This is a genomic window from Aquamicrobium sp. NLF2-7 (assembly GCF_022359935.1).
Classification (GTDB): Bacteria; Pseudomonadota; Alphaproteobacteria; order Rhizobiales; family Rhizobiaceae; genus Mesorhizobium; species Mesorhizobium lusatiense.
The window spans coordinates 948844-970482 of sequence record NZ_JAKSED010000001.1 but is presented as its reverse complement, the minus strand read 5'-3'; the positions used below and the strand labels follow the sequence as shown (position 1 = coordinate 970482).

Genomic DNA, 21639 nt, shown 5'->3' with positions numbered 1-21639 from the left:
ATCTGAAGATGCGGCCGTCCGATTAGGGGAAGGGCGCGGGCAGGGCTTTTGCTGCCAAGCGATGAGCGGACGACAACGTGGTTCAGGCGTACGAACAGGAGGAAGTGCAGAAGCTCACGGAGCGTCAGAAAGACATTCTGGATGCAGCTCTGCGCCTGCTGGTCGAAGACGGCGACAATCTCACCATGGCTGCCGTGGCGCGCCGGGCGAGATGCTCCAAGGAAAGCCTCTACAAATGGTTCGGTGACCGCGACGGGCTGCTCACCGCGACCGTGCGCTGGCAGGCTTCCAAGGTGCGCGTGGTGCCCGTCGATCAGGGCAGGCCGGACCTGGTGTCGCTCACCGAAAGCCTGGAAAGCTATGCGCGAGACTGGCTGAAGGTGATTTCGAGCGATACTTCCGTGGCGCTCAACCGGGTTGCGATCAGCCATGCAGGCTCAGGCCGCGACAAGCTCGGCGAGATCGTACTGCAGAACGGCCGTTTTGCGCTGGCCGCACGGCTGAAGCCGGTGCTCGATGCCGGCAAGCGGGCCGGACTTCTTGTGTTCGAGGATGCGGAAACCGCGTTCAGGACGTTTTTCGGGCTGGTCGCGCGCGATGTGCAGATCCGGCTTCTGCTCGGCGACTGGCCGGGCATGACGGAGGCGGCGATCGAGGAAGATGCGGCGCGCGCCACCAAACAGTTTCTTGCCCTGCACGGGGCCGGGAAGGGTCAACAGGCCAACTAATCCACACGACAGGTCAATACAGGAACGGGAAGGACTTTTATCATGCGTGTCTATTACGATCGCGACGCAGATCTGAACCTCATCAAGGGCAAGAAGGTTGCCATCATCGGCTACGGTTCGCAGGGCCGCGCCCATGCGCTGAACCTCAAGGATTCCGGCGTGAAGGACATCGCCATCGGCCTGAAGGCCGGCTCGGCGACCGCCAAGAAGGTCGAGGCCGACGGCCTCAAGGTGATGACCGTTGCCGAAGTCGCCAAGTGGGCCGACCTGATGATGATGGCTGCTCCCGACGAACTGCAGGCCGACATCTACAATAGCGAGATCGCCCCGAATATCCGCGACGGCGCAGCGATTGCCTTTGCCCACGGCCTCAACGTGCATTTTGGCCTGATCGAGCCGAAGTCGTCCGTCGACGTCATCATGGTTGCGCCCAAGGGCCCCGGCCACACCGTTCGCGGTGAATACCAGAAGGGTGGCGGCGTGCCTTGCCTGGTCGCCGTGCATCAGGATGCCAGCGGCAACGCGCTCGACCTCGGCCTGTCCTACGCCTGCGGCGTTGGCGGCGGCCGCTCGGGCATCATCGAGACCAACTTCCGCGAAGAGTGCGAGACCGACCTGTTCGGTGAGCAGGCCGTTCTGTGCGGCGGCGTGGTCGAGCTGATCCGCACCGGTTTCGAGGTTCTGGTCGAGGCCGGCTATGCGCCGGAAATGGCCTATTTCGAGTGCCTGCACGAAATGAAGCTGATCGTCGACCTCATCTACGAGGGCGGCATCGCCAACATGAACTACTCCATCTCGAACACTGCCGAGTGGGGCGAGTATGTGTCGGGTCCGCGCGTCATCACCGCCGAGACCAAGGAAGAGATGAAGCGCATCCTGAAGGACATCCAGAGCGGCCGCTTCACCAGCGAGTGGATGCAGGAATACCGCTCGGGCGGTGCGCGCTTCAAGGCAACCCGTCGTCTGGCCGATGAGCACCAGATCGAAGAGGTCGGCGCCAAGCTGCGCGGCATGATGCCGTGGATCTCCAAGAACAAGCTGGTCGACAAGGAAAAGAACTAAGTTTTCCGCACCAGAAAAACGAAAGGCCGGCGATGACCATCGCCGGCCTTTTTCCATTTACGGGCAGGGAAAAGGTTCAGCCGTAGGGCGACCGGCACTGGCGGCGCGGCCCATTGTAAGGCTGGAAGGTGTTGTCCGAGGCCCGGTAGGAGCGATAGCGGTCGTAGCACCAGCGTACATGCGCGTTGCCGGACGGGCGATAGTAGCGCCGTGGCTCGGTGTAGTAGCGATAGGCCGGCGCACCCAGTCCAAGGCCGAGATAGAAGCCCGATCCGCCGTAATGAGGCCGGTAGTAATGGTGCCGCGGCGGCCGTGGACGGTGCCAGTTGCCGCCATGCTGTGGCGGTCTCCAGTGTGAGCCACCAGGACGATGCGGACGGTTCCAGTTGCCGGATGGCCGGTTTCCGTGATGAGGAGGCCTGCGCCAGCGTTCATCGCGAATTTTGGTGACGTCCTGAGTTGCACTGGCCGCAGGTGCGGCAGGTACATTTGCAGGCGGCGGACCTGCCATGGCCGGAACGGAAAGCATGCCGGCGAGACACAGCACGGTCAGCCCGGCCCTGAACGGAGAGGATAGAAGCTTTTTCATGTGCCACTCCCAAGGATAGAGCAAGTTGCAGCGCCGGACGGTTCCGGCAATTGGCTGCAGCATGACGACTGGTCAATGAACGCAGGATGAACGGTGCGGGTTCCGTGAAGGTCATGTTTCTGTGCTTGTCTTTGAGGTGACTTGCAGGCAATTGTCGCTGCCATGTCTTTGCGCCTTGCTACCTTCAATGTCGAAAACCTGATGAACAGGTTCGATTTCTCCGGTTTCCGCAATCAGCTCAATCAGGACAGGACGCTGGCCCTGTTCGAGATCAAGAGCGAGGCGGAATACCGCGCACTGGAACAGGCGCGCGCCATCGCCCATTCGGATGATACGCGCCAGCTCACCGCCCTTGCCATCGCGGCGACCCGGGCCGACATCATCTGCATGCAGGAGGTGGACAATATCGAGGCGCTGAAGGCGTTCGAGTATGGCTATCTTTTCAAGATGGTGGGGCAGGGATACCGCCAGAAATACACCACGTCCGGCAATGATTCGCGCGGCATCGACGTCGCGCTGATGATGCGGGACGAGACCGCGCACGGCCAGCCGATCGAGTTCGTGCGCATGACCAGCCATGCCCATCTCACCTATGGCGAGCTTGGCCTGCACACGCCGGAACTGGCGGCGCTGGGGCAGGAGCCGCACGAGCGTATCTTCCGCCGCGATTGTCTTGAAATCGACCTCAAAATCGGCGGCAAGCCGCTGACGCTCTATCTGGTCCATTTCAAATCCATGGGGGGCGCGCCGCGCAACGGCATGGACGGGCGGCATGCAACCATGCCGATCCGCTTCGCCGAAGCCCGCGCCGTGCGCCACATCATCGAACAGCGTTTCGGCCGGGATCGCGCGACAGACAAGCGATGGGCCATCTGCGGCGACATGAACGATTACCGGCAGCGCGTGGTGATCGAAGGCGACGGTCCATCAGACTACCGCTTCGAGGTGCGTGACGAGGCTGTTTCCTGTCTCGATGCTCTTCTTCACGACGGGTTTTGCGAGAATGTCGTCGAGCGCCGTCCCGAGATGGATCGCTGGACGCTTTATCATACGCGTGGGCCGCAGGAGCGGCATCTTTGCCAGCTCGACTACATCCTTCTGTCGCGCTCGCTTGCGGAGGAAAATGCAGGCGCTGTGCCGGATATCATCCGCAACGGCCAGCCATATCGCACTCCTTTCCCGGTGGGACAGGAGGTCAGCCATTTTCCGCGCGTTGGCTGGGACCGGCCCAAGGCTTCCGATCACTGCCCGGTGGCGGTGACGCTGGACATTGTGTGAGGCGGCGGTGAGCTTCAACCTGCCTGCGAACGTGATCCTGCCTGTCGACAGGATCGACGTGCAACTGGATCCCGCGCCGCATCCGTTCGAGCGCGACAATGCCGAGGCGATCGCTGCCGGCTGGCTGGAACATCAGGCTGGCAATCCCGCCCTGTTCGACGGAACGATGGTTCTGCTGTCGTCGCTGACCTATGACGGCGGAGTGCTGGCCGGTATCTGTCATGAAGTGCGCTATTCGACTTTCCTGCACTGGCGCCGCCATCCCGAGACGCCCGGCGCGCATCATGCCTTCGCGCACGCCATGCCGGTATCCGGCGACGGCGCGCTGGTGGCGATCCGCATGGCGCCGCATACGCTGAATGCCGGCAAGGTCTATTTCGCGGCTGGCTCCTTCGAGCCCATCGATTTCGTCGACGGACAGGTCGATCTGCACCGCAACATGGCCCGCGAGGTCATGGAGGAAACCGGGCTCGATCTCGATGCCGCCGTGCCCGAGGCGCGTCATCATCTGATCTCGACGCCGGGCGGGGTGGTGATTTTCCGCCGTTACCGGTTTTCGCAGTCAGCCGATGAGATCGCCGTTCAGGTTCAGGCCCATATCGCCGCCGATCCCGATCCGGAAATCAGCGAGCCGGTCGTCATTCGCGACGCTTCCACGCATCCGGCGGGGATGATGAGCTACATGCCGGCACTCGTCGGCTGGCATTTCGCCGGCGCCTGAGTTCAATCGACCCTGAGCCTAGAGCATTTTGCAGCCGGATGAAAACATCCGGCGTCGCATAAATTCAGCTAAAACAAAAGGATAGAGCACTTCTGCGATTCGGAGAAAAGCAGAAGTGCTCTATTCGTGCCTGAGCGCATCGATGGGGTCGAGGCGGGCGCCGCGCAGGGCGGGGAAGAAGCCGAACACCATGCCGATCAGGGCCGAAAAGCCCACGGCCAGCATGATCACGGCGGCACTTGGCGCAAACGGGATCGATAGCGCGAAAGCCGCGCCGCCGGCCAGTGACAGGCCAAGCAGGATGCCGATGATGCCGCCCAGCAGCGACAGAACCGTCGCCTCGACCAGAAACTGGATGAGGATGTGCTTTTCCTGCGCGCCGATGGCGAGCCTGATGCCGATCTCGCGCGTTCGCTCCGTCACCGAGACCAGCATGATGTTCATGATGCCGATGCCGCCGACCAGCAGGCTGACGCCCGCAACCGCGCCCAGCATGCCGGTCATGGTGGCGCTGGCGCTGGCCATGGTGTCGGCGATCTGGGTCATGTCGCGCACGCCGAAATCGTCTTCGCCATCGGGAGGAATGCGGCGCACGTCGCGCAAGATGTTTTCGATGCGCGTCTGCAATTCGCTGGTCTGCACCGAATCTTCGGCCGAAACATAGATGTTGTCGATGTTGCGGTTGCCGGCGATGCGGCGCTGGAAGGCCACCAGCGGCATCAGCACAACATTGTCCTGATCCTGCCCGAAGCCCGTATAGCCCTTCGGCTCCAGAAGGCCGATGACCTTGCAGGCGGAGCGGTTCACGCGGATCAGTTCGCCGTCGGGATCGCCCGCGCCGAAGAACTGCTGGCGCACCGTTTCGCCAATCAGGCACACGCCCGCGCCATTGCGGGTTTCCTGCTCGGTGAAGGGGCGGCCGGAGGCCAGCGTCCAGTTGCGGGCATCGAGAAAGGCGCTGTCGGTGCCGGTCACGGAAACGCTGAGGCTTTCCGTACCGTAGATGACCCGCACCTGCTTTTGTGAAGCTGCGGAAATGGCGCGTGCGCCGGTCAGGCGCGTGGACAGCGCGTCGAACTCCTTGGAGCCCAGTTTGCGGCGCTGGCCCCAGTCGCTTCCGCCGCCCGGTCCGCCGGGGCCGGCGGGACGGCCTGGATGGACGACCAGCAGATTGGAGCCGAGCTGGGCGATGTCGGCCTTGACCTTCTCGGTCGTGCCCGAGCCGATGGTGAGCATGGCGATGACCGCGGCAACGCCGATGACGATGCCGAGCAGGGTGAGGAAGGAGCGCAGCGCATTGCGGCGCACCGAGCGCAGGGCGAGGCGGATGGTCTCCCAGATCATGACGCTTTCCTTCGCACGGTGTTGCGCAGGTCTGCCGCCACCTTGCCGTCGAGGAAGTGGATGGTGCGGCCCGCATAGGCGGCGATGTCGGCTTCATGCGTGACCATGACGATGGTCAGGCCATGATCCGAATTGAGCTGTGTCATCAGTTCCATGATCTCGTGGCTGCGTGCCGTGTCGAGATTGCCGGTAGGCTCGTCGGCGACCAGAAGGGTGGGGCGAGTGACGATGGCGCGGGCAATGGCCACACGCTGCTGCTGGCCGCCTGAAAGCTCGGCGGGCGTATGGTGCTCGCGGCCTTCCAGCCCCACCTGTGCAAGCGCCTGCATGGCGAGGCTGCGCCTTTCTGCGGCGGCAACGCCGCGATAGATGAGCGGCAGCTCGACGTTTTCAGCCGCCGTGGTACGCGCCAGCAGATTGTAGCCCTGAAAGACGAAGCCGATATAGAGGCTGCGCAGCAGGGCGCGGCGGTTACGGTCCAGCCGTCCGGCATCCACGCCCATGAAGGAGTAGGTGCCTTCAGAAGGGGTGTCGAGGCAGCCGATGATGTTCATCGACGTCGATTTGCCGGATCCGGAGGGCCCCATGATCGAGACGAACTCACCTTTTTCGATGGTGAGATCGACGCCGGCGAGCGCGTTGACCCGCGCTTCGCCTTCGCCATAGGTCTTCCAGACCTTGTCGAAATGGATGAGCGATGAGGCGGCCATGGCGCTAGCCCCGCTGTTGCTGGCCGGTAATCACCAGATCGCCTTCGGAGAGGCCCGACAGGATTTCCGTCAGTTCACCATTGGTCGAGCCGACATGCACGCGCACCGGCTGCGGTTCGCCATTCTTAAGCACATAGAGCGTGCGGCTGCCGTCAGCTTCGCGCTGGCGACCCTGCTGCTGTCCACGACGCTCGCGCGGAGGCTGCATGCGGCCGGTGAGCATCGAAAGCGCGCTCCAGTCGCTGCCGCTCTGCTGGGCGGAAGGCCGGTAACGGAAAGCGGTGGTGGGAACGGTGAGCGCGTCCTTGGCATGTCTCGTGATGACGGTGACGGTGGCCGTCATGCCCGGACGCAGCAGGAGTTCGTCGTTTTCGACCTCCAGCCTGGCATCATAGGTCACGACGCCGTCCGTGGTGACGGAAGCATAGGAAATGTCGCGGATGGTGGCATCGAAGCGGCGCTCGGGAAAGGCATCGACCGAAAAACGCGACTGCTGGCCGGCTTTCACCGTGCCGATATCGGCTTCGTCTATGGCGGCCTTGAGTTCCATCTTCTTCAGATCGGCGGCAAGCACGAACAGCACCGGCGCCTGAAGGGAGGAGGCAACGGTCTGGCCGGGATCGACCGAGCGGGTCAGTACAATGCCGCTGATCGGCGCATAGATGGTGCTTTTTGCCAGATCGGTCTGCTGTGCCTTGAGATCGGCCTGTGCGATGGCGAGGTTGGCCTCCGCGCTGTCAAGTGCGGCTTTCGCCCGGTCGCGGGTGGCGGTTGCCGCTTCCAGCGCCTGCGCGGTCGCCATGCCACGTTTGGTCAGCGCCTCGGCCCTGACCAGCGCCTGTTCGCTTTCCTTCAGGGTGACGGCTGCGTCATCCACCTTCGCTTCGGCTGCCTTGGCGGAGGCCTTGGCGCGGTCGATCTGCACTTCGAGCTTGGAGGTGTCGAGCGTTGCCAGAACATCGCCCTCACTCACTTCCTGGTTCTCGGCGACCGCGACGGAGCGGATGATGCCGGAAAGCTCGCTCGAAATGTCCACCTGTGTCAGGGGCTGAAGGGTGCCGGTCGCTGAAACCTCAAGCACGAGGTCGGAGCGGGCAGCCGGCTGGGTTGCATACACGATGCGGGCAGGGGAGGCGGAGAAATAGCTATAGCCGGCAAAGGCCGCTGCCACCGCCGCGATGCCGAGCACGACATAGCCCAACCGGCGGCGGGACGGCTTGGCCGCACCCTTGCCGGTGAGACCAAGCCTGGCCTCGATCGCGTTTTCCGATTCCGCCCTGGGCGGATTGACAAACTGGTCCACGCCGGACCCCTATATTAGAAGTAATGTCCCTTACCGAACACACATCAGGTGTCAGAGCCTGAAATTCAAATTAAATTTCGCTCATGTTTCGCCATCTGGCGGAGGAAATCCGGCAATGCAGGGTCGCAGATATCTGGTCTATGACGTGTTTACAGAAGAGGCCCTCGGCGGCAATCCGCTGGCGATCGTGCTTGATTGCGAGGGGCTGGACGAGCGTTCGATGCTGCGCATTGCACGCGAGTTCAATCTCTCGGAGACGGTGTTCGTCCTGCCCGCCGAACAGGCGCGGCACAGGGCGAAAATCCGGATTTTCACGCCCCATTATGAAATGCCCTTTGCCGGGCATCCGACTGTCGGCACGGCGGTCGCACTGGCAAGAGAGAGCGGCGAGGGCGCCAGCATTTTCGTTCTCGAAGAGAATATCGGCCCGGTAAGATGCGCGGTGTCGCATGACGGCCAGTTCGCGGAGTTCGATCTGCCGAAGCTTCCCGAGCGAATCGATGCTGCAATGACGCCGGAAGCCGTGGGAGCGGCGCTGGGCCTCGCGCCGCATGAGATGGGGTTCGAGAATCACCGCCTGTGCTGCTGGAGCGCCGGCGTTCCCTATGTGATGGTGCCGGTGGCCGGATTGAAAGAGGCGGCGAAGGCCCGTATCGATTCGCAGCTTTGGGCGGAGATCGCGCCACTCAAGAGCGAAACCGCCCACGCCAGCGCCTATGTCTATTGCCGCGAAACCGTCCGCCATGACAGCGCTTTCCATGTGCGCATGTTCGTTGCCGGCAATCCTTCCTACGAAGACCCGGCAACGGGTTCGGCGGCCGCCGCCTTTGCCGGAACGATCATGCATTTCGACGGTCCCGGCGAGGGCATGTCGCCCTTGTGGATAGAGCAGGGGCTGGAAATGGAGCGCCCCTCCCGAATCCGTCTGGAACTGGAAGTCCGCAAGGGCCAGCTCGCGGCGGCCCGCATTGGCGGTTACGCTGTCAAAACCGCTGAAGGACGGCTTTTCGTTTAGCTGCCTGATCTTTTTTTCACATGTGCGAATGTTTTCTCAGCGAAATATCAGGACAGGGGTAGACAGGCTTCATGGCGGCAGCTATATGCCCGCCAACGTTGGTTTTCCCAACGCCCGTGGGTGATTAGCTCAGTCGGTAGAGCAGCTGACTCTTAATCAGCGGGTCGTAGGTTCGATCCCTACATCACCCACCATTTTCAATTATTTAGCCGGTATGTTGTGATGGCCATTTTGAAAATGGCCTGTTTTTTGCACTTCACGCGTGTGTCATTCCGGCTCTGAGCGTCTCGCACCATGCCCTCGAATGGCCGGACATCTCCGCGATGTGCCCTATGTCTGCGGCGCCTGTCCGGGTTCGGTCTGATGACTTAAAATGGCATGCATGCCGGATCCTTCGTCGCATCGATGCTTCGGATGCCAGGGGCTATCCAACCGGGCGGCCGGAGGATGGGCATTGCCGCCTGGGCGATGCTGTCCGGGCCTGTGCCGAAATGGACGAGGTCCCGACGGACGGTGCGAGTGATCGAACGCCATCACGTCGATGAACGCGAAGGCAGGTGTGCTCGCTACAGAGATTCGGAGCCTGTGCACTATGTCCTGAACAATGAGGCGCCGTTTGCGCCTGTCAGGATAGCTATCAGGATCCACATCAGGACGAGGCCGCCAACTATCCAGCAGACGATGACAATCGTCTCTGATCTGCGCGAATTTTCTTGTCGGAGCGGTTGCCTAGTCGCTTCAGGAGAAGCGCAATCGGTAGTCTCCCCACTCAGGGGGTGATCCATTTTACCGGTTACTCACAGCGATGAAACCCGGCGTATCTACCAAACTATTTCGTCATTGTCACGATGCGTGAAGTGGGCTGGCATGCAGTCCTGAAGGATAGCATGCCCTCTCTGCAGCATTGCCGAATGGTTCCGCAACCCAGGCCATGGCATCAGATGCCGCGCGGATCTGTTCAGGGAATATCTGAAAGCAGGCCGGATGGATGTAGTTCCTGCCATCGCCACCCGGCCGCGTGCCGGGCGTCCTTGCGGGCATCGGGACCCTTACCGGGTCCCTATGGCGACCAGAAGGGCGCTGCGTCGATCAGGCGGGTATTTCCAGCATGACCCGTTCGAATCTTTCGCCGGTGGGGCGGCAGGGTTCAGCTTGCAGCGGCGTGGCGCTGCATGCGGTCTCTCGCATAGGATTTCAGGCTGGCCATCATGAAAGGCAGATGCAGCAGGTTGCAGGCCTTGGCGAAATACCAGCCCTGCAGGCTGTCGCAGCCCAGTTGCGTCAGGATTTCAACCTGATGTTCCGTCTCGACACCTTCGGCAGTGACCGCCTTGCCCATTCCATGCGCGATGTCGATGACACCGCGGACGATCGCAAGATCGGCGCTGCTCGTGCCCAGATTCGATATGAAGCTGCGGTCGATCTTCACGCGGTCGATCGGCATGTGCCGCAGATGGGACAGGGAGGCAAAGCCGGTGCCGAAATCGTCGAGGGCGATCTCGACACCCGCCGAATGGAGGCGATGCAGGCGGCCCTCAAGCTGCTGGAAGTCGCGTCCGAGAAAGACACCTTCCGTGACCTCAATGCAGAATTTTTGCGGTGGCAGGCCCGTCTCTTCGACAAGCTCGAAAAAGCGGTCGACGAATGCATCGGAGCGGAAGTCGGCATTGGTCACGTTGATGGCCACCCGGCGAAGCGGCAGGGACATTTCCTGCATTTTCTGCATGTCGGCGAAGACCTGCTCCAGCACGAACATGCCGAGAGCGGCCATAAGGCCGGGATCGTTCATTTCAGACAGGAATGCACCCGGCGCCAGATGGCCGTGCTGCGGGTGTTCCCAGCGCAAAAGCCCTTCCAGTGCCGGGTCGAGGAGCTGGTTGGTTGCGATGATGGGCTGATAGAACAGCCGGAACTGGCCTTGCGCGAGGCCGGTCTCGAATGCGTGGATCAGCTCGCTTTTGCGCAGGGCCACCTCGCGCAGACGCGGCACGAAGAACTGGACACGGTCGCGGCCCAGTTCCTTTGCCCGATAAAGCGAGAGGTCGCTTGCCTTGAACAGCTCATCGAGCGAACCAGCCTGATCCGGGAAGGTCGCAATGCCGATGCTGGCCGAGCAGCGGCGAACCACGGGACCAAGATTGACCGGCTGGCGCAGGCAGGACAACACCTTGCCGGTGATCTCATGCACCTGCCTGTCGTCAAGGCCGGTCATGACGATGCCGAACTCGTCGCCGCCGAGGCGGGCAACGAAAACGTCTTCGCTGGTCAGTTCACAAAGCCGGCCGCTGACGACGCGCAGAAGATCGTCTCCCACGTCGTGGCCGAAGGTATCGTTGATTTCCTTGAAGGAATCGATGTCGAGAAGAGCCAGATGGACCTTGCTGGCATCGCTGGCGACGTGATTGGCGATAACCGTCTCCAGATACTCCTGAAAGCGGCGCCGGTTGGCGATGCCTGTCAGCGCGTCGATGTTGACGATGTAGCGCAGTTTCTCGTCGGCGCTGTGGCGCGCGGTGATGTCGAAGCGGATGGCGGTGTAGCTGTCGACCTTGCCGGCCGAATTCACATGCGGCACGATGGTCGTGTCGACCCAGTAATGGGTTCCGTCCTTGCGCCGGTTGCAGATCTCGCCCTGCCATACCTGACCAGCAGCGATGCGCCGGTACATCTGACGGAAGAATTTCCTGTCATGAATTCCGGAGTGAAGCATCCGATGGTTCGAGCCGACCAGTTCATTCCGCGCATAGCCTGAGATCTCGCAGAACTTGTTGTTGGCGAAGGTGATCGTGCCGCGCACATCGGTGATGGCAACGATGGCGGCGCTGTCGAGCGCGTAGCGTATGAATTCCATCTCCGACGGAAACGGCCGAATGCTGGATTTCTTCATCTGCGATGTCATGTACGCTGTTGCCCAGGATGTTTCGCCCACCGTGCCCGATGCGCGGCAGGTGATGCCCAAATCCCCTGTGTCGACTTCTAGGAAAGCCGGGTTAAATTTTTGGAACCTCCGGCTCGTCAGTTGCTGCCGGAAAGCGAAAACGAAACAGCGATTTCCCTTATCCGCCTTTAAACAGTTTCAATTTGCCGGATCATTGCCTAACCCATGCGACACCCTGTCATCTAAACAGGGTTGATCGAGGCCACGTCCAACCTCATGATCACGGCTGTTACAGAGCAGGTGCGCATGGCCCAGAATGCAATTGCAGCGATCCTAAGCGCCGAAACGGCGCCCATTCAGGCCTTGTTCCTGAACGCGGTGGCGCGGTGGCGTGCCGCCGGGCTTGCGGTCTGCGGCCTTATCGAAGAGTCCGACGGCCCCGTGGAAAGCCGATGCAGCGCCGGTTCGCTGCGCAACCTGGTCACCGGCGAACGCTTTGCCATGTATCTGGATGAGCCGCCGGCGCACACCTCCTGCCACCTCGACGAGCTTGGCGTGACCGCCGCAGGCGAAAGCGTGCTCGACCAGATCGCCGGCAGCGACGTGGTGGTGCTGAGCAAGTTCGGCAAGGTGGAGGCCGTGGGCAGCGGGCTGTTCTGCGCCTTCGAGGCTGCGGGTGCTCTGGGCAAGCCGGTCATCACCTCCGTCGCGCCCAAGCACAGCTATCCATGGCAGCGCTTCGCGCCCACCGCCACGATGATCAGGGCGCAGCAGGCCGAGATCGACGGCTGGTGGAAATCCATAGCTCCGGCAGTGCTCAGGCAGGGTATGGCCGCGTCAGGGCGATAAGGCTCAGTTCTCCGAAACGCCGGCCTCGGCGAAGCTTGCCATGTGGGCGTGGCATTCCAGCGCCGAGCGCAGGATGTTGACTGCGAGGCACGCGCCCGAGCCTTCGCCCAGCCGCATGCCGAGATCGAGCAGGGGAGCCAGTGCGAGCGCTTCGAGCAGGCGCCGGTGTCCGGCTTCAGCCGACACATGCGCGGCCAGAGTGTGGTCAAGCCCCTGTGGGTGGAGGCGGGCCAGCGGTGCTGCGGCGGCCGTGCACACGAAGCCGTCCAGCAGAACCGGAACGTTGCGGTGGCGGGCGGCAAGCGTCGCGCCGAGGATGGCGGCGAGTTCGCGACCGCCGAGGGCTGCTGCGGCTTTCAGCGGGTCCGCGATGACCGCGCCGTGGCGCTTCAGTCCGGCCTCGATGGCCGCCACCTTGCGGTCGAGGCCGGCATCGTCCACGCCGGTTCCGCGGCCGGTCCAGCCCTGCACATCGCCGCCGAAGAGGGCTGCGGCCGCGGCCGCGGCCGGTGTCGTATTGCCGATGCCCATCTCGCCGAAGCAGACCAGATCGAGGTTTTCGTCCACCGCATCATAACCGGCTGAGACGGCGGCCAGAAATTCCGCCTCATCCATGGCGGGTTCCCGCGTGAAATCGCCTGTCGGCCGGTCTAGGTCGAGTGGGATGACCTCCAGATCGGCATTCGCCACGCGGGCAAGCTGGTTGATCGCAGCGCCGCCATTGGCGAAGTTCGCCACCATCTGAACCGTCACTTCGGCCGGATAGGCGGAAACGCCTTGCGCGGTCACACCATGATTGCCGGCAAAGACGATGACCTTCACCCGGTCGAGCTTCGGCATGTGCCGCCCCTGCCAGCAGGCCAGCCAGCCGGCAATATCCTCCAACCGGCCAAGACTGCCGCGCGGCTTGGTGAGCACCTCCTGACGCTGTGCCGCCATGGTCCGCGCTTCCTCGTTGCCAGCCGGCAGGGAGAGGCAGGCAATGCGCAATTCTTCGAGCGATTTGAAAGGCATGTGGCGGAGGGCTCCGAAAATGATTCAGGAAAGGACGGCGCTGGCAACCAGAAGCACGGCGATTTCGCCGAACTGCTGAAGCGCGCCGGCAGTATCGCCCGTCTGCCCGCCGATCTGGCGGCGGCAGAGCGCGGCAAAACCGGCAAGCATCACGATCAGCAGGAGCTGAGCAGCGAGTGCGGCACCGGGGCCGAGGGTGAGGAGCGAGACCGCACCGATGACGGCACCGATCAGCGCTGTTTCCTGCGATACCGTTCCCGCACCGGCCGAGAGGCCATCCGCGCGCGCCGGCGGCAGAACATGCATCAGCGCGGCGGGCAGGGCGCGCGAGGCGCAGTGGGCGGCAATGAGGGCGGCGAACACCTGCGCTGGCCCGGCGAGAGCGGCCAGCGCGCTCCAGCGCAAAAGCAGGGAGATGATCAGAGCGGCTGTGCCGTAGGAGCCGATACGGCTGTCGCGCATGATTTCCAGCTTGCGCTCGCGCGTCGCGCCGCCGCCGAAACCGTCGGCCATATCGGACAACCCATCCTCATGCAGGCAGCCGGTGGCGAGCAGCGCAGCGGCGAGGGTGAGGGCAGCAGCAGGGCCGGATGGCAGGCCGAGCCAGACGCCGGACGCGTAGGCGGCTGCGGAGATGAATGCTACCGCCAGCCCCGCGACAGGTGCTGCCCAGATGGCATCCGCGAGCGTCCGGTCGCGGAAATCGAGATGCGGCAGCGGCAGCCGCGTGAAGAAGGCGATGCAGAGCGCGATATCGAGCGGGCCGAGCCTTTTTCTCATCTTTCCGCCCGCGCGATGGCATGGAAGAAGGAGCCGCTGACATGGCCGCGCCGCCCGCCGGCGGACCCAAGCGGATTGCCCTGACCATCGGCGAGTTCGGTAAGCGGGTCGTCACTGCCCGGAGCGACGACCCGCGCATAGTGGAATTCATGGCCGCGAATGGTGTCGCCGGTGCGTCCGAGCGGGCAATCCGCCAGAAGACGCGCCTGCCGGTAGCCGAGGTTCATCTTGCGTTTTGCGAAGCTGGTGGCATGGCCGAGCAGGCCGAGCATCTTGTGGGTGACGCCGTCGGCATCTTCCAGAGCCTCTCCCAGAACCATGTAGCCGCCGCACTCGCCATGCACCGGCTTCTGCGCCGCGAAGGCCGCCATCCTGTTGCGGAAATTTCCCGCGGCAGCCAGCGCTCCGGCATGCAGTTCGGGATAGCCGCCGGGCAGCCAGCAGCTATCGCAATCTGGTGCCGGTCCCTCGTCGGCCAGCGGCGAGAAGGTCACGATTTCCGCGCCCGCGTCGCGCCAGTGCCGTGCGACATGCGGATAGAGGAAGGTGAAAGCACGATCCTGCGCCAGCGCGATGCGCTGTCCGGGCGGTGGCAGGGCACAGGTGAAACCGCCCTCTTGGGGGGCGAGTGGTGCTGCGAGTTCGATCACCCTGTCGAGGTCTATGGAGCGTTCGGCCATGTCGGCCATGCGGTCGATGAAGGCGATAAGATTGTCATGCTCGCCGGCCTGTACCAGTCCCAGATGGCGCTCGGGCATGGTCAGGGTCGGGTCGCGCTCGATGGCGCCGACAACCGGAAGGCCGATCGCTTCGATGGCTTCTGCGCACAGGCGGCGGTGCCGCTCGCTGCCAAGCCGGTTCAGCACCACGCCGGCGATGCGCACATCGGGCCGGTAGGTGGCGAAGCCCTTGGCCACCGCAGCTACCGTGGTGGACTGGCCGGAGACGTCGAGCACCAGCAGCGTCGGGATGCTGTAAAGTGCGGCCAGATCTGAAGCGGCACCAGAGCGGCCGGGCTGGCCCGGAATGCCGTCGAACAGGCCCATGGCGCTTTCCAGAACGACGATGTCGGCATCTTCCGCCGCGCGCCCGACAAGGGCGTTGAGCAGCGAGGGCGCCATCGCCCAACTGTCGAGATTGACGCCGGCAAGGCCGGTTGCGGCCTCGTGAAAACCGGGATCAATGTAGTCAGGGCCGGACTTCGCGCCGCGCACGCGCAGGCCGCGCCGGGCCAGCGCCCGCAGCAGGCCGATGGTGACGCTGGTCTTGCCCGCGCCCGAGCGCGGCGCGCCGACGATGATTGCGCGTGCGGTCATGGCCTGCCCGCCAGTTTCCCGCGCAGCGCCACGATATGGCCGACGACGATGAGCGCCGGCGAAACGACATTTTCGCGCGCGGCGGCTTCCGCCAGCGTTCCCAGCGTTGCGACCATGGTGCGCTCCTGCGCCAGCGTGGCATTTTCGATCAAGGCGGCGGGGGTATCGGGTGAAAGCCCGCCCGCTATCAGGTCGGCAACCGTCGCTTCCAGATGGGTGAGGCCCATATAGATTACGATGGGCTGGCCGGTGCGGGCAAGGGCCGCCCAGTCCGGCCGGTCATCGGAGACGGCGGCGAAACCGGTGGCGAGGATGATCGCGCCATTGACGCCGCGCATGGTGGCGGGAATGCCGGCCGAGGTGAGCCCGCCGAAAGCGGAGGTGATACCCGGCAGCACGCGGTAAGGGATGCCCGCAGCCGCCAGTGCGCGGGCTTCCTCGCCGCCGCGCCCGAACACATAAGGATGGCCGCCCTTCAGCCGCACCACCCTGCGCCCCTCGCGCCCCAGCCTCACCAGCAGCGCATTGATCTCTTCCTGCGGGATGGAGAGCCGTCCGCCACGCTTGCCGACATGAAATTTCTCGGCCTGCGCGGCGATGGCGATGATTTCGGGCGACACCAGCGCGTCATGCACAAGCGCATCGGCCTGCGCCAGCGCGCCCAGCACGTCGAGGGTGAGCAGGCGCGGATCGCCGGGCCCGGCTCCCGCCAGCCAGACATGACCGGGCTCCAGAGTCTGCGGCTCGAAATCGAGACGGTTCAGCGCTTTGGCAAGGGCGGCTTTCGGCGTGTCGAGGCTCATGCGCCCTCCCGGCCGCGAAAGCGGCGCTGATACGCGGCATCGTAAAGCGCACTTTCGGAAAAATCCCCGGCGGCCAGCGAACGGCCGACGAAAATGATGGCGGAACGCTCGATAGGATCTTTGCCGAGTTCTTCAACGATGGTGGCCAGCGTTGCCCTGAGGATACGCTGCTCCGGCCATGACGCGCGGAAGACGACCCCGACCGGGCAGTCAGCGCCGTAGTGCGGGGTCAGTTCCGCGACCACCTGCTCGATGGCGTGGATGGCGAGGTGGATGGCGAGCGTCGAGCCGGTGCGGCCGAAGGCGGCCAGCGTTTCGCCGGGCGGCATCTTCGAGGCGCGGCCGGAAATGCGGGTGAGCACAAGGCTTTGCGCGACTTCGGGAATGGTGAGCTCGCGCCCGAGCGTGGCAGCAGCCGCGGCGAAGGAGGGCACGCCGGGGGTGAGCGTGTAGGCAATGCCGGCGCGCTCCAGCCGGCGGATCTGCTCGGCCACCGCGCTCCACACCGAAAGATCGCCCGAATGCAGCCGCGCCACGTCCTGCCCCGCCGCGTGGGCGGCGCGATATTCGGCCTCGATCTCGTCCAGAGACATCGGGGCGGTGTCGATGAGCTTCGTTTCCGGCCCGCAATGCTGAAGCAACTCGGGCGAGACGATGGAGCCCGCGTAGAGGCACACGGGGCAGGAGGCGAGCAGTTTTGCGCCGCGCAGTGTGATCAGGTCGGCAGCACCGGGGCCTGCACCTATGAAATGAACCGTCATGGCGTGTCTCCATCTACCGCGATGGCGCAGGTGACCGGGCCATGTATGGTTCGCGGGCCGAGGAGCCGCGACCGTTGACCGGTGGCGGCAAGGGCCGCCGTCTCCGACACGGAGGGACTGCCGGTGGCGGCCATCGAGGCGGTGGACTTCGTCATGCTGCGCAGCGAAACCATCTGCAGGGCGGGACCGTCGACCAGAAAGACAGGCAGACGCAGCGCGTGGCCGGCTTCGATAATCGCCTTCTCGCCCGCCTTCTGCTTGGCGGTGGCGAGGCCAGACAAAAGGTCAGGTGACAGCCCGTAGGGTTCCAGTGCTGATTCCACCGCCGCAAGAACCTGTTCGCTTGAAACGCCCTTGCGGCAGCCTATGCCGGCAACGATCATGGTTTCTCCCAGCTCCATTGCGTAACCGGCATGGCCGGTTTCCAGCCGGTCATGGTGCCGACGGGTGCCGCGCGCGCGACGGAAATTCGGGTGAGCGTTCCGCCCAGTGCCGCATGGCGGGTAATCAGCAACGCCTCCATGTCGAGCGTGACGGCATTGGCGACCAGACGCCCGCCGGGACGGACGGCCTGGATGGCTGCGTCGAGAACGCCAGGATCGGAGCCACCGCCGCCGATGAAGATGGCATCCGGCGTTTCGAGACCGGCCAGCGCTGCGGGAGCCGCGCCGTGGACGATTGTCAGGCCCGGCACGCCGAAGGTGGTGGCGTTGCGGGTGATGCGGGCGACGCGCTCAGCGTCGGCTTCGATGGCGATGGCCTGCAGCGAGGGGTGCGCCAGCATCCATTCGATGGCGACGGAGGCTGCGCCCGCGCCAATGTCCCATAACAGTTCACCGCGCCGGGGGCTGAGTGCCGAAAGCGTCAGCGCCCGCACCTCGCGCTTGGTGATCTGGCCGTCATGCTCGAACAGGTCGTCGGCAAGGCCGGGCGTTAGGGCCAGGATTCGCGCCTGCGGTATCGATTCAATTTCCAGCGCCAGCACATTGAGCGGATTGATGTTTTCGAGATCGAAGGATGCGATGCGGGTGCTGCGGATACGCTCGTTCGGACCGCTCAGTGCCTCCAGAACTGTGATGCGCGATCGCCCGAAGCCGAGTTCGGCAAGCATCGCCGCGATTGCCGCCGGAGCGTCTGCGTCCGAGGTCAGCGCAAGGATGCGCGCGCCGGGATGCAGCAGCGGCCGGATCAGGTCGATGGGGCGACCATGCAGCGAGACGGTTTCGACGTCCTGCAAGGCCCAGCCCATGCGGGCAGCGGCGAGCGAGATGGAGGAAGGCGCGGGGATCGTGCGCATCTGCTCTGGCGGTATTACACGGGCAAGCGTGGTCCCGACGCCGTGAAAGAACGGATCGCCCGAGGCCAGCACGCAAACCTTGCGGCCGGCAAGGGCCGTCACCGCGCTCATCGCAGCGTCGAATGGTTTCGGCCATTTGCGCGCTTCGCCCCCGATGAGGGCAGCGGCCAGTTCCAGATGCCGGGCGCCGCCGAACACGAATTCGGCTGCGGCGATCGCCTGCTTGGCCTCGTCGCCGAGACCGGATATGCCGTCCTCACCAATGCCGACGATGGTGAGCCACGGGCGGGAAGGAGCCTCAGCCGACATGCGCATCCTCATTCTGGGCGGAACGACGGAAGCGCGGCAGGCGGCGGAAAAGCTCGCGGCCGTGCCCGAACTCGACGTCACCCTCTCGCTGGCCGGGCGCACCGAAAACCCGGTTCGCCAGCCGGTGCCGGTGCGCGTCGGTGGCTTCGGTGGCCCGGAGGGGCTGGCACGCCATCTGGCGGAACAGCGGATCGATCTGCTGATCGACGCCACCCACCCTTATGCGGCGCGGATTTCCGCCAATGCGGCCATCGCCGCGCAGGAGGCGGGTGTCACGATGCTGGCCCTGCGTCGTCCCGGCTGGGAGCAGCGGGAGGGCGACCGCTGGACTTTTGCGGATAATGTCGGGGATGCGGTGCGGGTGCTCGGGCGCGCGCCACGCCGCGTGTTCCTGAGCATCGGCCGGCAGGAGGCGAGTGCCTTCGCGTCGGCGGCGCAGCATTTCTACCTCGTGCGCAGCGTCGAGCCGGTCGAGCCGCCGCTGGCGGTTGCCGATGTGCGCTACATTCTGGCGCGCGGGCCGTTCGCCGAAGAAGCCGAGCGTGCATTGCTGACGGAAAACCGCATCGATGCGCTCGTCTCGAAAGACAGCGGCGGCGCGGCCAGCTACGGCAAGATCGCGGCGGCGCGGGCCCTCGGCATCGAGGTGGTCATGATCCGCCGGCCGGAGCTGCCGCAGGTGGCGTCCGTTTCCAGCGTCCGGGAACTGGTCGCGATGACCTGCGCTCATTTCGGCCTCGTCGCGGCGCGGGGCGTGTAGACCAGTGCTGGCCTGTCGCTGCGCCTGATGATGCGCGTCTCGGTCGAGCCGACGATGATGCAGGTCGCCATGTCGGCCATTTCCGGCTTCGCCTCGGCCAGCCGGCAGACCTCGATGCGCTCGTCCGGTCGGCCGGCGGCGCGGCCGAAAATGACAGGCACCGTGCCGGGCAGGATGGCCGACAGCGCCTCGAAGGCGCGGCCAAGCTGCCACGGGCGAGACTTGCTGATCGGGTTGTAAAGCGCGACGACGAAACCAGCGCCGGCTGCCGCCAGCAGGCGCAGCTCGATCAGCTCCCATGGCTTCAGATTGTCCGACAGCGAGATGGCGCAGAAATCATGGCCAAGCGGCGCGCCGATTCGGGCCGCCACCGCCAGCATGGCGGTGATGCCGGGCACAATGTCTATGTCGAGCGCCTTCCATTCCTGCGGGCCGGCTTCGATCGCCTCGCACACGGCTGCGGCCATGGCGAAGACGCCGGGATCGCCACCCGACACCACGGCGACGCTGTACCCCTCGACAGCTTTTTCCAGCGCTTCTTTTGCCCGCGCCAGTTCCTCGCGATTGTCGGAGGCGATGCGGGTCTGATCAGCGCGCAGGTCGAGCCGGTCGACATAAGGCTTGTAACCGTAGAAGAAGGTGGCTTGCGCGACGGCGCGGCTGGCCTCCGGCGTCACCTGCGCTTCATTGCCGGGGCCGAGCCCGATAATGGCAAGGCGGCCGGTCATACCACCACTCCCGAGGCGCGTTCGCCCGGCCGGTTTTCCCAGCCGGCGACGAGGATGATGCTGAAATAGGGGGCGGCATCGTCAGGCTTTTCGGCAAGGCGCATGGACGCGCCATTGGCCATGGTGCCGCGCTCGACATAGATCGCTTTTTCGAGCCGGTTCGAGGCGGCCAGCGCGCGCCTGATCTTGGGTAGGTTGCGGCCCACCTTCATGATGACGGCGGCGTCGGTATCGGCAAGGCGGCGTGCAAGTTCGGCTTCGCCCATGGTGCCGGGCAAAACGGTCAGCACATCGTCGCCCTGCACGATGGGCTGGCCAGTTGCCGACCAGCAGCCGGACATGGCGGTGACGCCGGGGATGACTTCCGTGGGGAAGCGGTGGGCAAGGCGCACATGCAGATGCATGTAGGAGCCGTAGAACAGCGGATCGCCCTCCGACAGCACGGCGACGGTGCGGCCGGCCGAAAGCTGTTCAGCCACCTTTGCCGCTGACTCCTCGTAGAAGGCGAGGATCTGCGTCTTGTAGTCGGCATGATCCTTGTCGATCTCGACGGTCACGGGATAGTGCAGCGGCAGTTCCACCGCGCCCGGCCTGATATGGCCTTCGACTATGGCGCGCGCATTGCCGTTGGAGCTGCGTTTGGCGAAATGTGCCACGACATCGGCTTCGGCCAGCGCGCGCACCGCTTTCAGCGTCAGCAATTCAGGATCGCCGGGGCCGGTTCCGACACCGATGAGACGGCCGGTGGTTACGGGCGCGCTCACAGGCCGGGCCTTGCCAGCGCGTTGAGGGCGGCGGCGGTCATGGCGCTGCCGCCCAGTCTTCCACGCACGATGGCGAAGGGCACGCCCCAGGAGTTTTCGGCCAGCGCGTCCTTGGATTCGGCTGCGCCGACGAAGCCGACCGGCATGCCGATGATAGCGGCGGGTTTCGGTGCGCCGTCGCGCAGTTTTTCCAGCAGATAGAAGAGGGCGGTCGGGGCATTGCCGATGGCGACCACGGCACCCGCCATGCGCTCGCCCCACAGGTCGAGCGCGGCGGCGGAGCGGGTGTTGCCGATAGATGCGGCGATTTCGGCCGTGCGCGGGTCGCGCAGCGTGCAGATCACTTCATTTTCGGCGGGCAGGCGCGCGCGGGTGACGCCGCGCGCCACCATTTCGGCATCGCAGAAAATGGGTGCGCCGGCTGCAAGTGCGGCGCGTGCCGCGTCCACGAAGCCGGGACCGAAGATGAAATGTCGTGCCGCTTCGACATCGCCGCAGGCATGGATCATGCGGATCGCGACATCGGCTTCCGGCGGCGAAAAGCGTGACAGGTCGGCCTCGGCGCGGATGATGGCGAAGGAGCGCTCATAGATGGCGTTGCCGTCGCGCATGTAGTCGTAGGCGGTCATT

23 protein-coding genes and 1 tRNA gene are annotated in these 21639 nt (G+C 64.4%); 9 read left to right on the top strand and 15 right to left on the bottom strand.

Annotation, left to right across the window (positions count from 1 at the left end):
- The first annotated feature begins 77 nt into the window (after nt 1-77).
- Nucleotides 78-728, top strand: coding sequence for a TetR/AcrR family transcriptional regulator (locus MIC97_RS04775; protein ID WP_183830990.1), 651 nt, complete (start codon nt 78-80; stop codon nt 726-728).
- A gap of 42 nt (nt 729-770) precedes the next feature.
- The gene (gene ilvC / locus MIC97_RS04770) at nt 771-1790 is read left to right on the top strand and encodes a ketol-acid reductoisomerase (protein WP_183830988.1); all 1020 of its coding nucleotides are present in this window, start codon (nt 771-773) and stop codon (nt 1788-1790) included.
- A gap of 76 nt (nt 1791-1866) precedes the next feature.
- On the opposite strand, the gene MIC97_RS04765 is transcribed toward ilvC, so the two are convergent.
- Nucleotides 1867-2379, bottom strand: coding sequence for a BA14K family protein (locus MIC97_RS04765; RefSeq protein ID WP_239799073.1), 513 nt, complete (start codon nt 2377-2379; stop codon nt 1867-1869).
- 162 nt (nt 2380-2541) lie between these two features.
- Here MIC97_RS04765 and MIC97_RS04760 point away from each other — a divergent pair, with 162 nt between their 5' ends.
- Together MIC97_RS04760 and MIC97_RS04755 are read left to right on the top strand one after the other, a co-directional pair.
- A complete protein-coding gene (locus MIC97_RS04760) occupies nt 2542-3657 on the top strand; it encodes an endonuclease/exonuclease/phosphatase family protein (protein ID WP_239799072.1) in 1116 nt (371 codons plus the stop codon).
- 7 nt (nt 3658-3664) lie between these two features.
- Nucleotides 3665-4378, top strand: a complete 714-nt coding sequence (locus MIC97_RS04755; RefSeq protein WP_239799071.1) for a hypothetical protein — start codon at nt 3665-3667, stop codon at nt 4376-4378.
- Nucleotides 4379-4498: 120 nt separating this feature from the next.
- Here the strand turns inward: MIC97_RS04755 and MIC97_RS04750 are convergent, their stop codons facing one another.
- Genes MIC97_RS04750 through MIC97_RS04740 form a run of 3 tightly spaced genes read right to left on the bottom strand, consistent with a single transcriptional unit; the run spans nt 4499 to nt 7735 of the window.
- On the bottom strand, nt 4499-5722 hold the full coding sequence (locus MIC97_RS04750; protein WP_239799070.1) for an ABC transporter permease: 1224 nt from the start codon (nt 5720-5722) through the stop codon (nt 4499-4501).
- On the bottom strand, nt 5719-6432 hold the full coding sequence (locus MIC97_RS04745; RefSeq protein ID WP_239799069.1) for an ABC transporter ATP-binding protein: 714 nt from the start codon (nt 6430-6432) through the stop codon (nt 5719-5721). Before MIC97_RS04745 ends, MIC97_RS04750 begins: the two co-directional genes overlap by 4 nt.
- A 4-nt stretch (nt 6433-6436) precedes the next feature.
- Entirely contained in the window at nt 6437-7735 is a 1299-nt protein-coding gene (locus MIC97_RS04740; protein ID WP_239799068.1) for an efflux RND transporter periplasmic adaptor subunit, read from the bottom strand.
- Between the two features lie 115 nt (nt 7736-7850).
- On the opposite strand from MIC97_RS04740, the gene MIC97_RS04735 reads away from it, so the two are divergent.
- Nucleotides 7851-8750 (top strand): PhzF family phenazine biosynthesis protein, encoded by a 900-nt coding sequence (locus MIC97_RS04735; protein WP_239799067.1) that lies wholly within the window; start codon nt 7851-7853, stop codon nt 8748-8750.
- 118 nt (nt 8751-8868) lie between these two features.
- Nucleotides 8869-8944: transfer RNA gene (locus MIC97_RS04730), tRNA-Lys, on the top strand.
- A gap of 953 nt (nt 8945-9897) precedes the next feature.
- On the opposite strand, the gene MIC97_RS04725 is transcribed toward MIC97_RS04730, so the two are convergent.
- Nucleotides 9898-11637 carry a GGDEF domain-containing phosphodiesterase gene (locus tag MIC97_RS04725; RefSeq protein WP_239799066.1) on the bottom strand — a complete coding sequence of 580 codons (1740 nt, stop codon included), beginning with the start codon at nt 11635-11637 and terminating at the stop codon, nt 9898-9900.
- Between MIC97_RS04725 and MIC97_RS04720 the strand changes: the two genes are divergently transcribed.
- A complete protein-coding gene (locus MIC97_RS04720) occupies nt 11621-11884 on the top strand; it encodes a hypothetical protein (protein ID WP_239799065.1) in 264 nt (87 codons plus the stop codon). The genes MIC97_RS04725 and MIC97_RS04720 overlap by 17 nt on opposite strands.
- A 50-nt stretch (nt 11885-11934) precedes the next feature.
- Nucleotides 11935-12477 carry a DUF2478 domain-containing protein gene (locus MIC97_RS04715; protein ID WP_239799064.1) on the top strand — a complete coding sequence of 181 codons (543 nt, stop codon included), beginning with the start codon at nt 11935-11937 and terminating at the stop codon, nt 12475-12477.
- A gap of 3 nt (nt 12478-12480) precedes the next feature.
- Here MIC97_RS04715 and cobT read toward each other — a convergent pair whose 3' ends face one another.
- From cobT to cbiE, 7 genes are read right to left on the bottom strand one after another with little or no spacing between them, the layout of a single operon-like run.
- The gene (cobT, locus tag MIC97_RS04710) at nt 12481-13491 is read right to left on the bottom strand and encodes a nicotinate-nucleotide--dimethylbenzimidazole phosphoribosyltransferase (protein WP_239799063.1); all 1011 of its coding nucleotides are present in this window, start codon (nt 13489-13491) and stop codon (nt 12481-12483) included.
- A gap of 24 nt (nt 13492-13515) precedes the next feature.
- Nucleotides 13516-14271 carry an adenosylcobinamide-GDP ribazoletransferase gene (cobS, locus tag MIC97_RS04705; RefSeq protein ID WP_239799062.1) on the bottom strand — a complete coding sequence of 252 codons (756 nt, stop codon included), beginning with the start codon at nt 14269-14271 and terminating at the stop codon, nt 13516-13518.
- Nucleotides 14268-15587 carry a cobyrinate a,c-diamide synthase gene (locus tag MIC97_RS04700; RefSeq protein WP_239799061.1) on the bottom strand — a complete coding sequence of 440 codons (1320 nt, stop codon included), beginning with the start codon at nt 15585-15587 and terminating at the stop codon, nt 14268-14270. Before MIC97_RS04700 ends, cobS begins: the two co-directional genes overlap by 4 nt.
- A complete protein-coding gene (cobA, locus tag MIC97_RS04695) occupies nt 15584-16390 on the bottom strand; it encodes a uroporphyrinogen-III C-methyltransferase (protein ID WP_239799060.1) in 807 nt (268 codons plus the stop codon). The genes MIC97_RS04700 and cobA overlap by 4 nt, the downstream gene beginning before the upstream one ends.
- On the bottom strand, nt 16387-17151 hold the full coding sequence (gene cobM / locus MIC97_RS04690) for a precorrin-4 C(11)-methyltransferase (protein ID WP_239799059.1): 765 nt from the start codon (nt 17149-17151) through the stop codon (nt 16387-16389). The genes cobA and cobM overlap by 4 nt, the downstream gene beginning before the upstream one ends.
- Nucleotides 17148-17534 (bottom strand): cobalamin biosynthesis protein, encoded by a 387-nt coding sequence (locus MIC97_RS04685; RefSeq protein ID WP_239799058.1) that lies wholly within the window; start codon nt 17532-17534, stop codon nt 17148-17150. The genes cobM and MIC97_RS04685 overlap by 4 nt, the downstream gene beginning before the upstream one ends.
- Nucleotides 17531-18757, bottom strand: a complete 1227-nt coding sequence (gene cbiE / locus MIC97_RS04680; RefSeq protein WP_239799057.1) for a precorrin-6y C5,15-methyltransferase (decarboxylating) subunit CbiE — start codon at nt 18755-18757, stop codon at nt 17531-17533. The genes MIC97_RS04685 and cbiE overlap by 4 nt, the downstream gene beginning before the upstream one ends.
- Between cbiE and MIC97_RS04675 the strand changes: the two genes are divergently transcribed.
- Nucleotides 18756-19517, top strand: coding sequence for a cobalt-precorrin-6A reductase (locus MIC97_RS04675; RefSeq protein ID WP_239799056.1), 762 nt, complete (start codon nt 18756-18758; stop codon nt 19515-19517). The two genes, cbiE and MIC97_RS04675, sit on opposite strands and share 2 nt — an antisense overlap.
- On the opposite strand, the gene MIC97_RS04670 is transcribed toward MIC97_RS04675, so the two are convergent.
- Genes MIC97_RS04670 through MIC97_RS04660 form a run of 3 tightly spaced genes read right to left on the bottom strand, consistent with a single transcriptional unit; the run spans nt 19484 to nt 21638 of the window.
- A complete protein-coding gene (locus MIC97_RS04670; protein ID WP_239799055.1) occupies nt 19484-20245 on the bottom strand; it encodes a precorrin-3B C(17)-methyltransferase in 762 nt (253 codons plus the stop codon). The two genes, MIC97_RS04675 and MIC97_RS04670, sit on opposite strands and share 34 nt — an antisense overlap.
- The gene (locus tag MIC97_RS04665; protein ID WP_239799054.1) at nt 20242-21009 is read right to left on the bottom strand and encodes a precorrin-2 C(20)-methyltransferase; all 768 of its coding nucleotides are present in this window, start codon (nt 21007-21009) and stop codon (nt 20242-20244) included. The genes MIC97_RS04670 and MIC97_RS04665 overlap by 4 nt, the downstream gene beginning before the upstream one ends.
- Complete coding sequence (locus MIC97_RS04660) at nt 21006-21638, bottom strand: precorrin-8X methylmutase (RefSeq protein WP_239799053.1); 633 nt, start codon at nt 21636-21638, stop codon at nt 21006-21008. Before MIC97_RS04660 ends, MIC97_RS04665 begins: the two co-directional genes overlap by 4 nt.
- Between the last annotated feature and the right edge of the window lies 1 nt (nt 21639).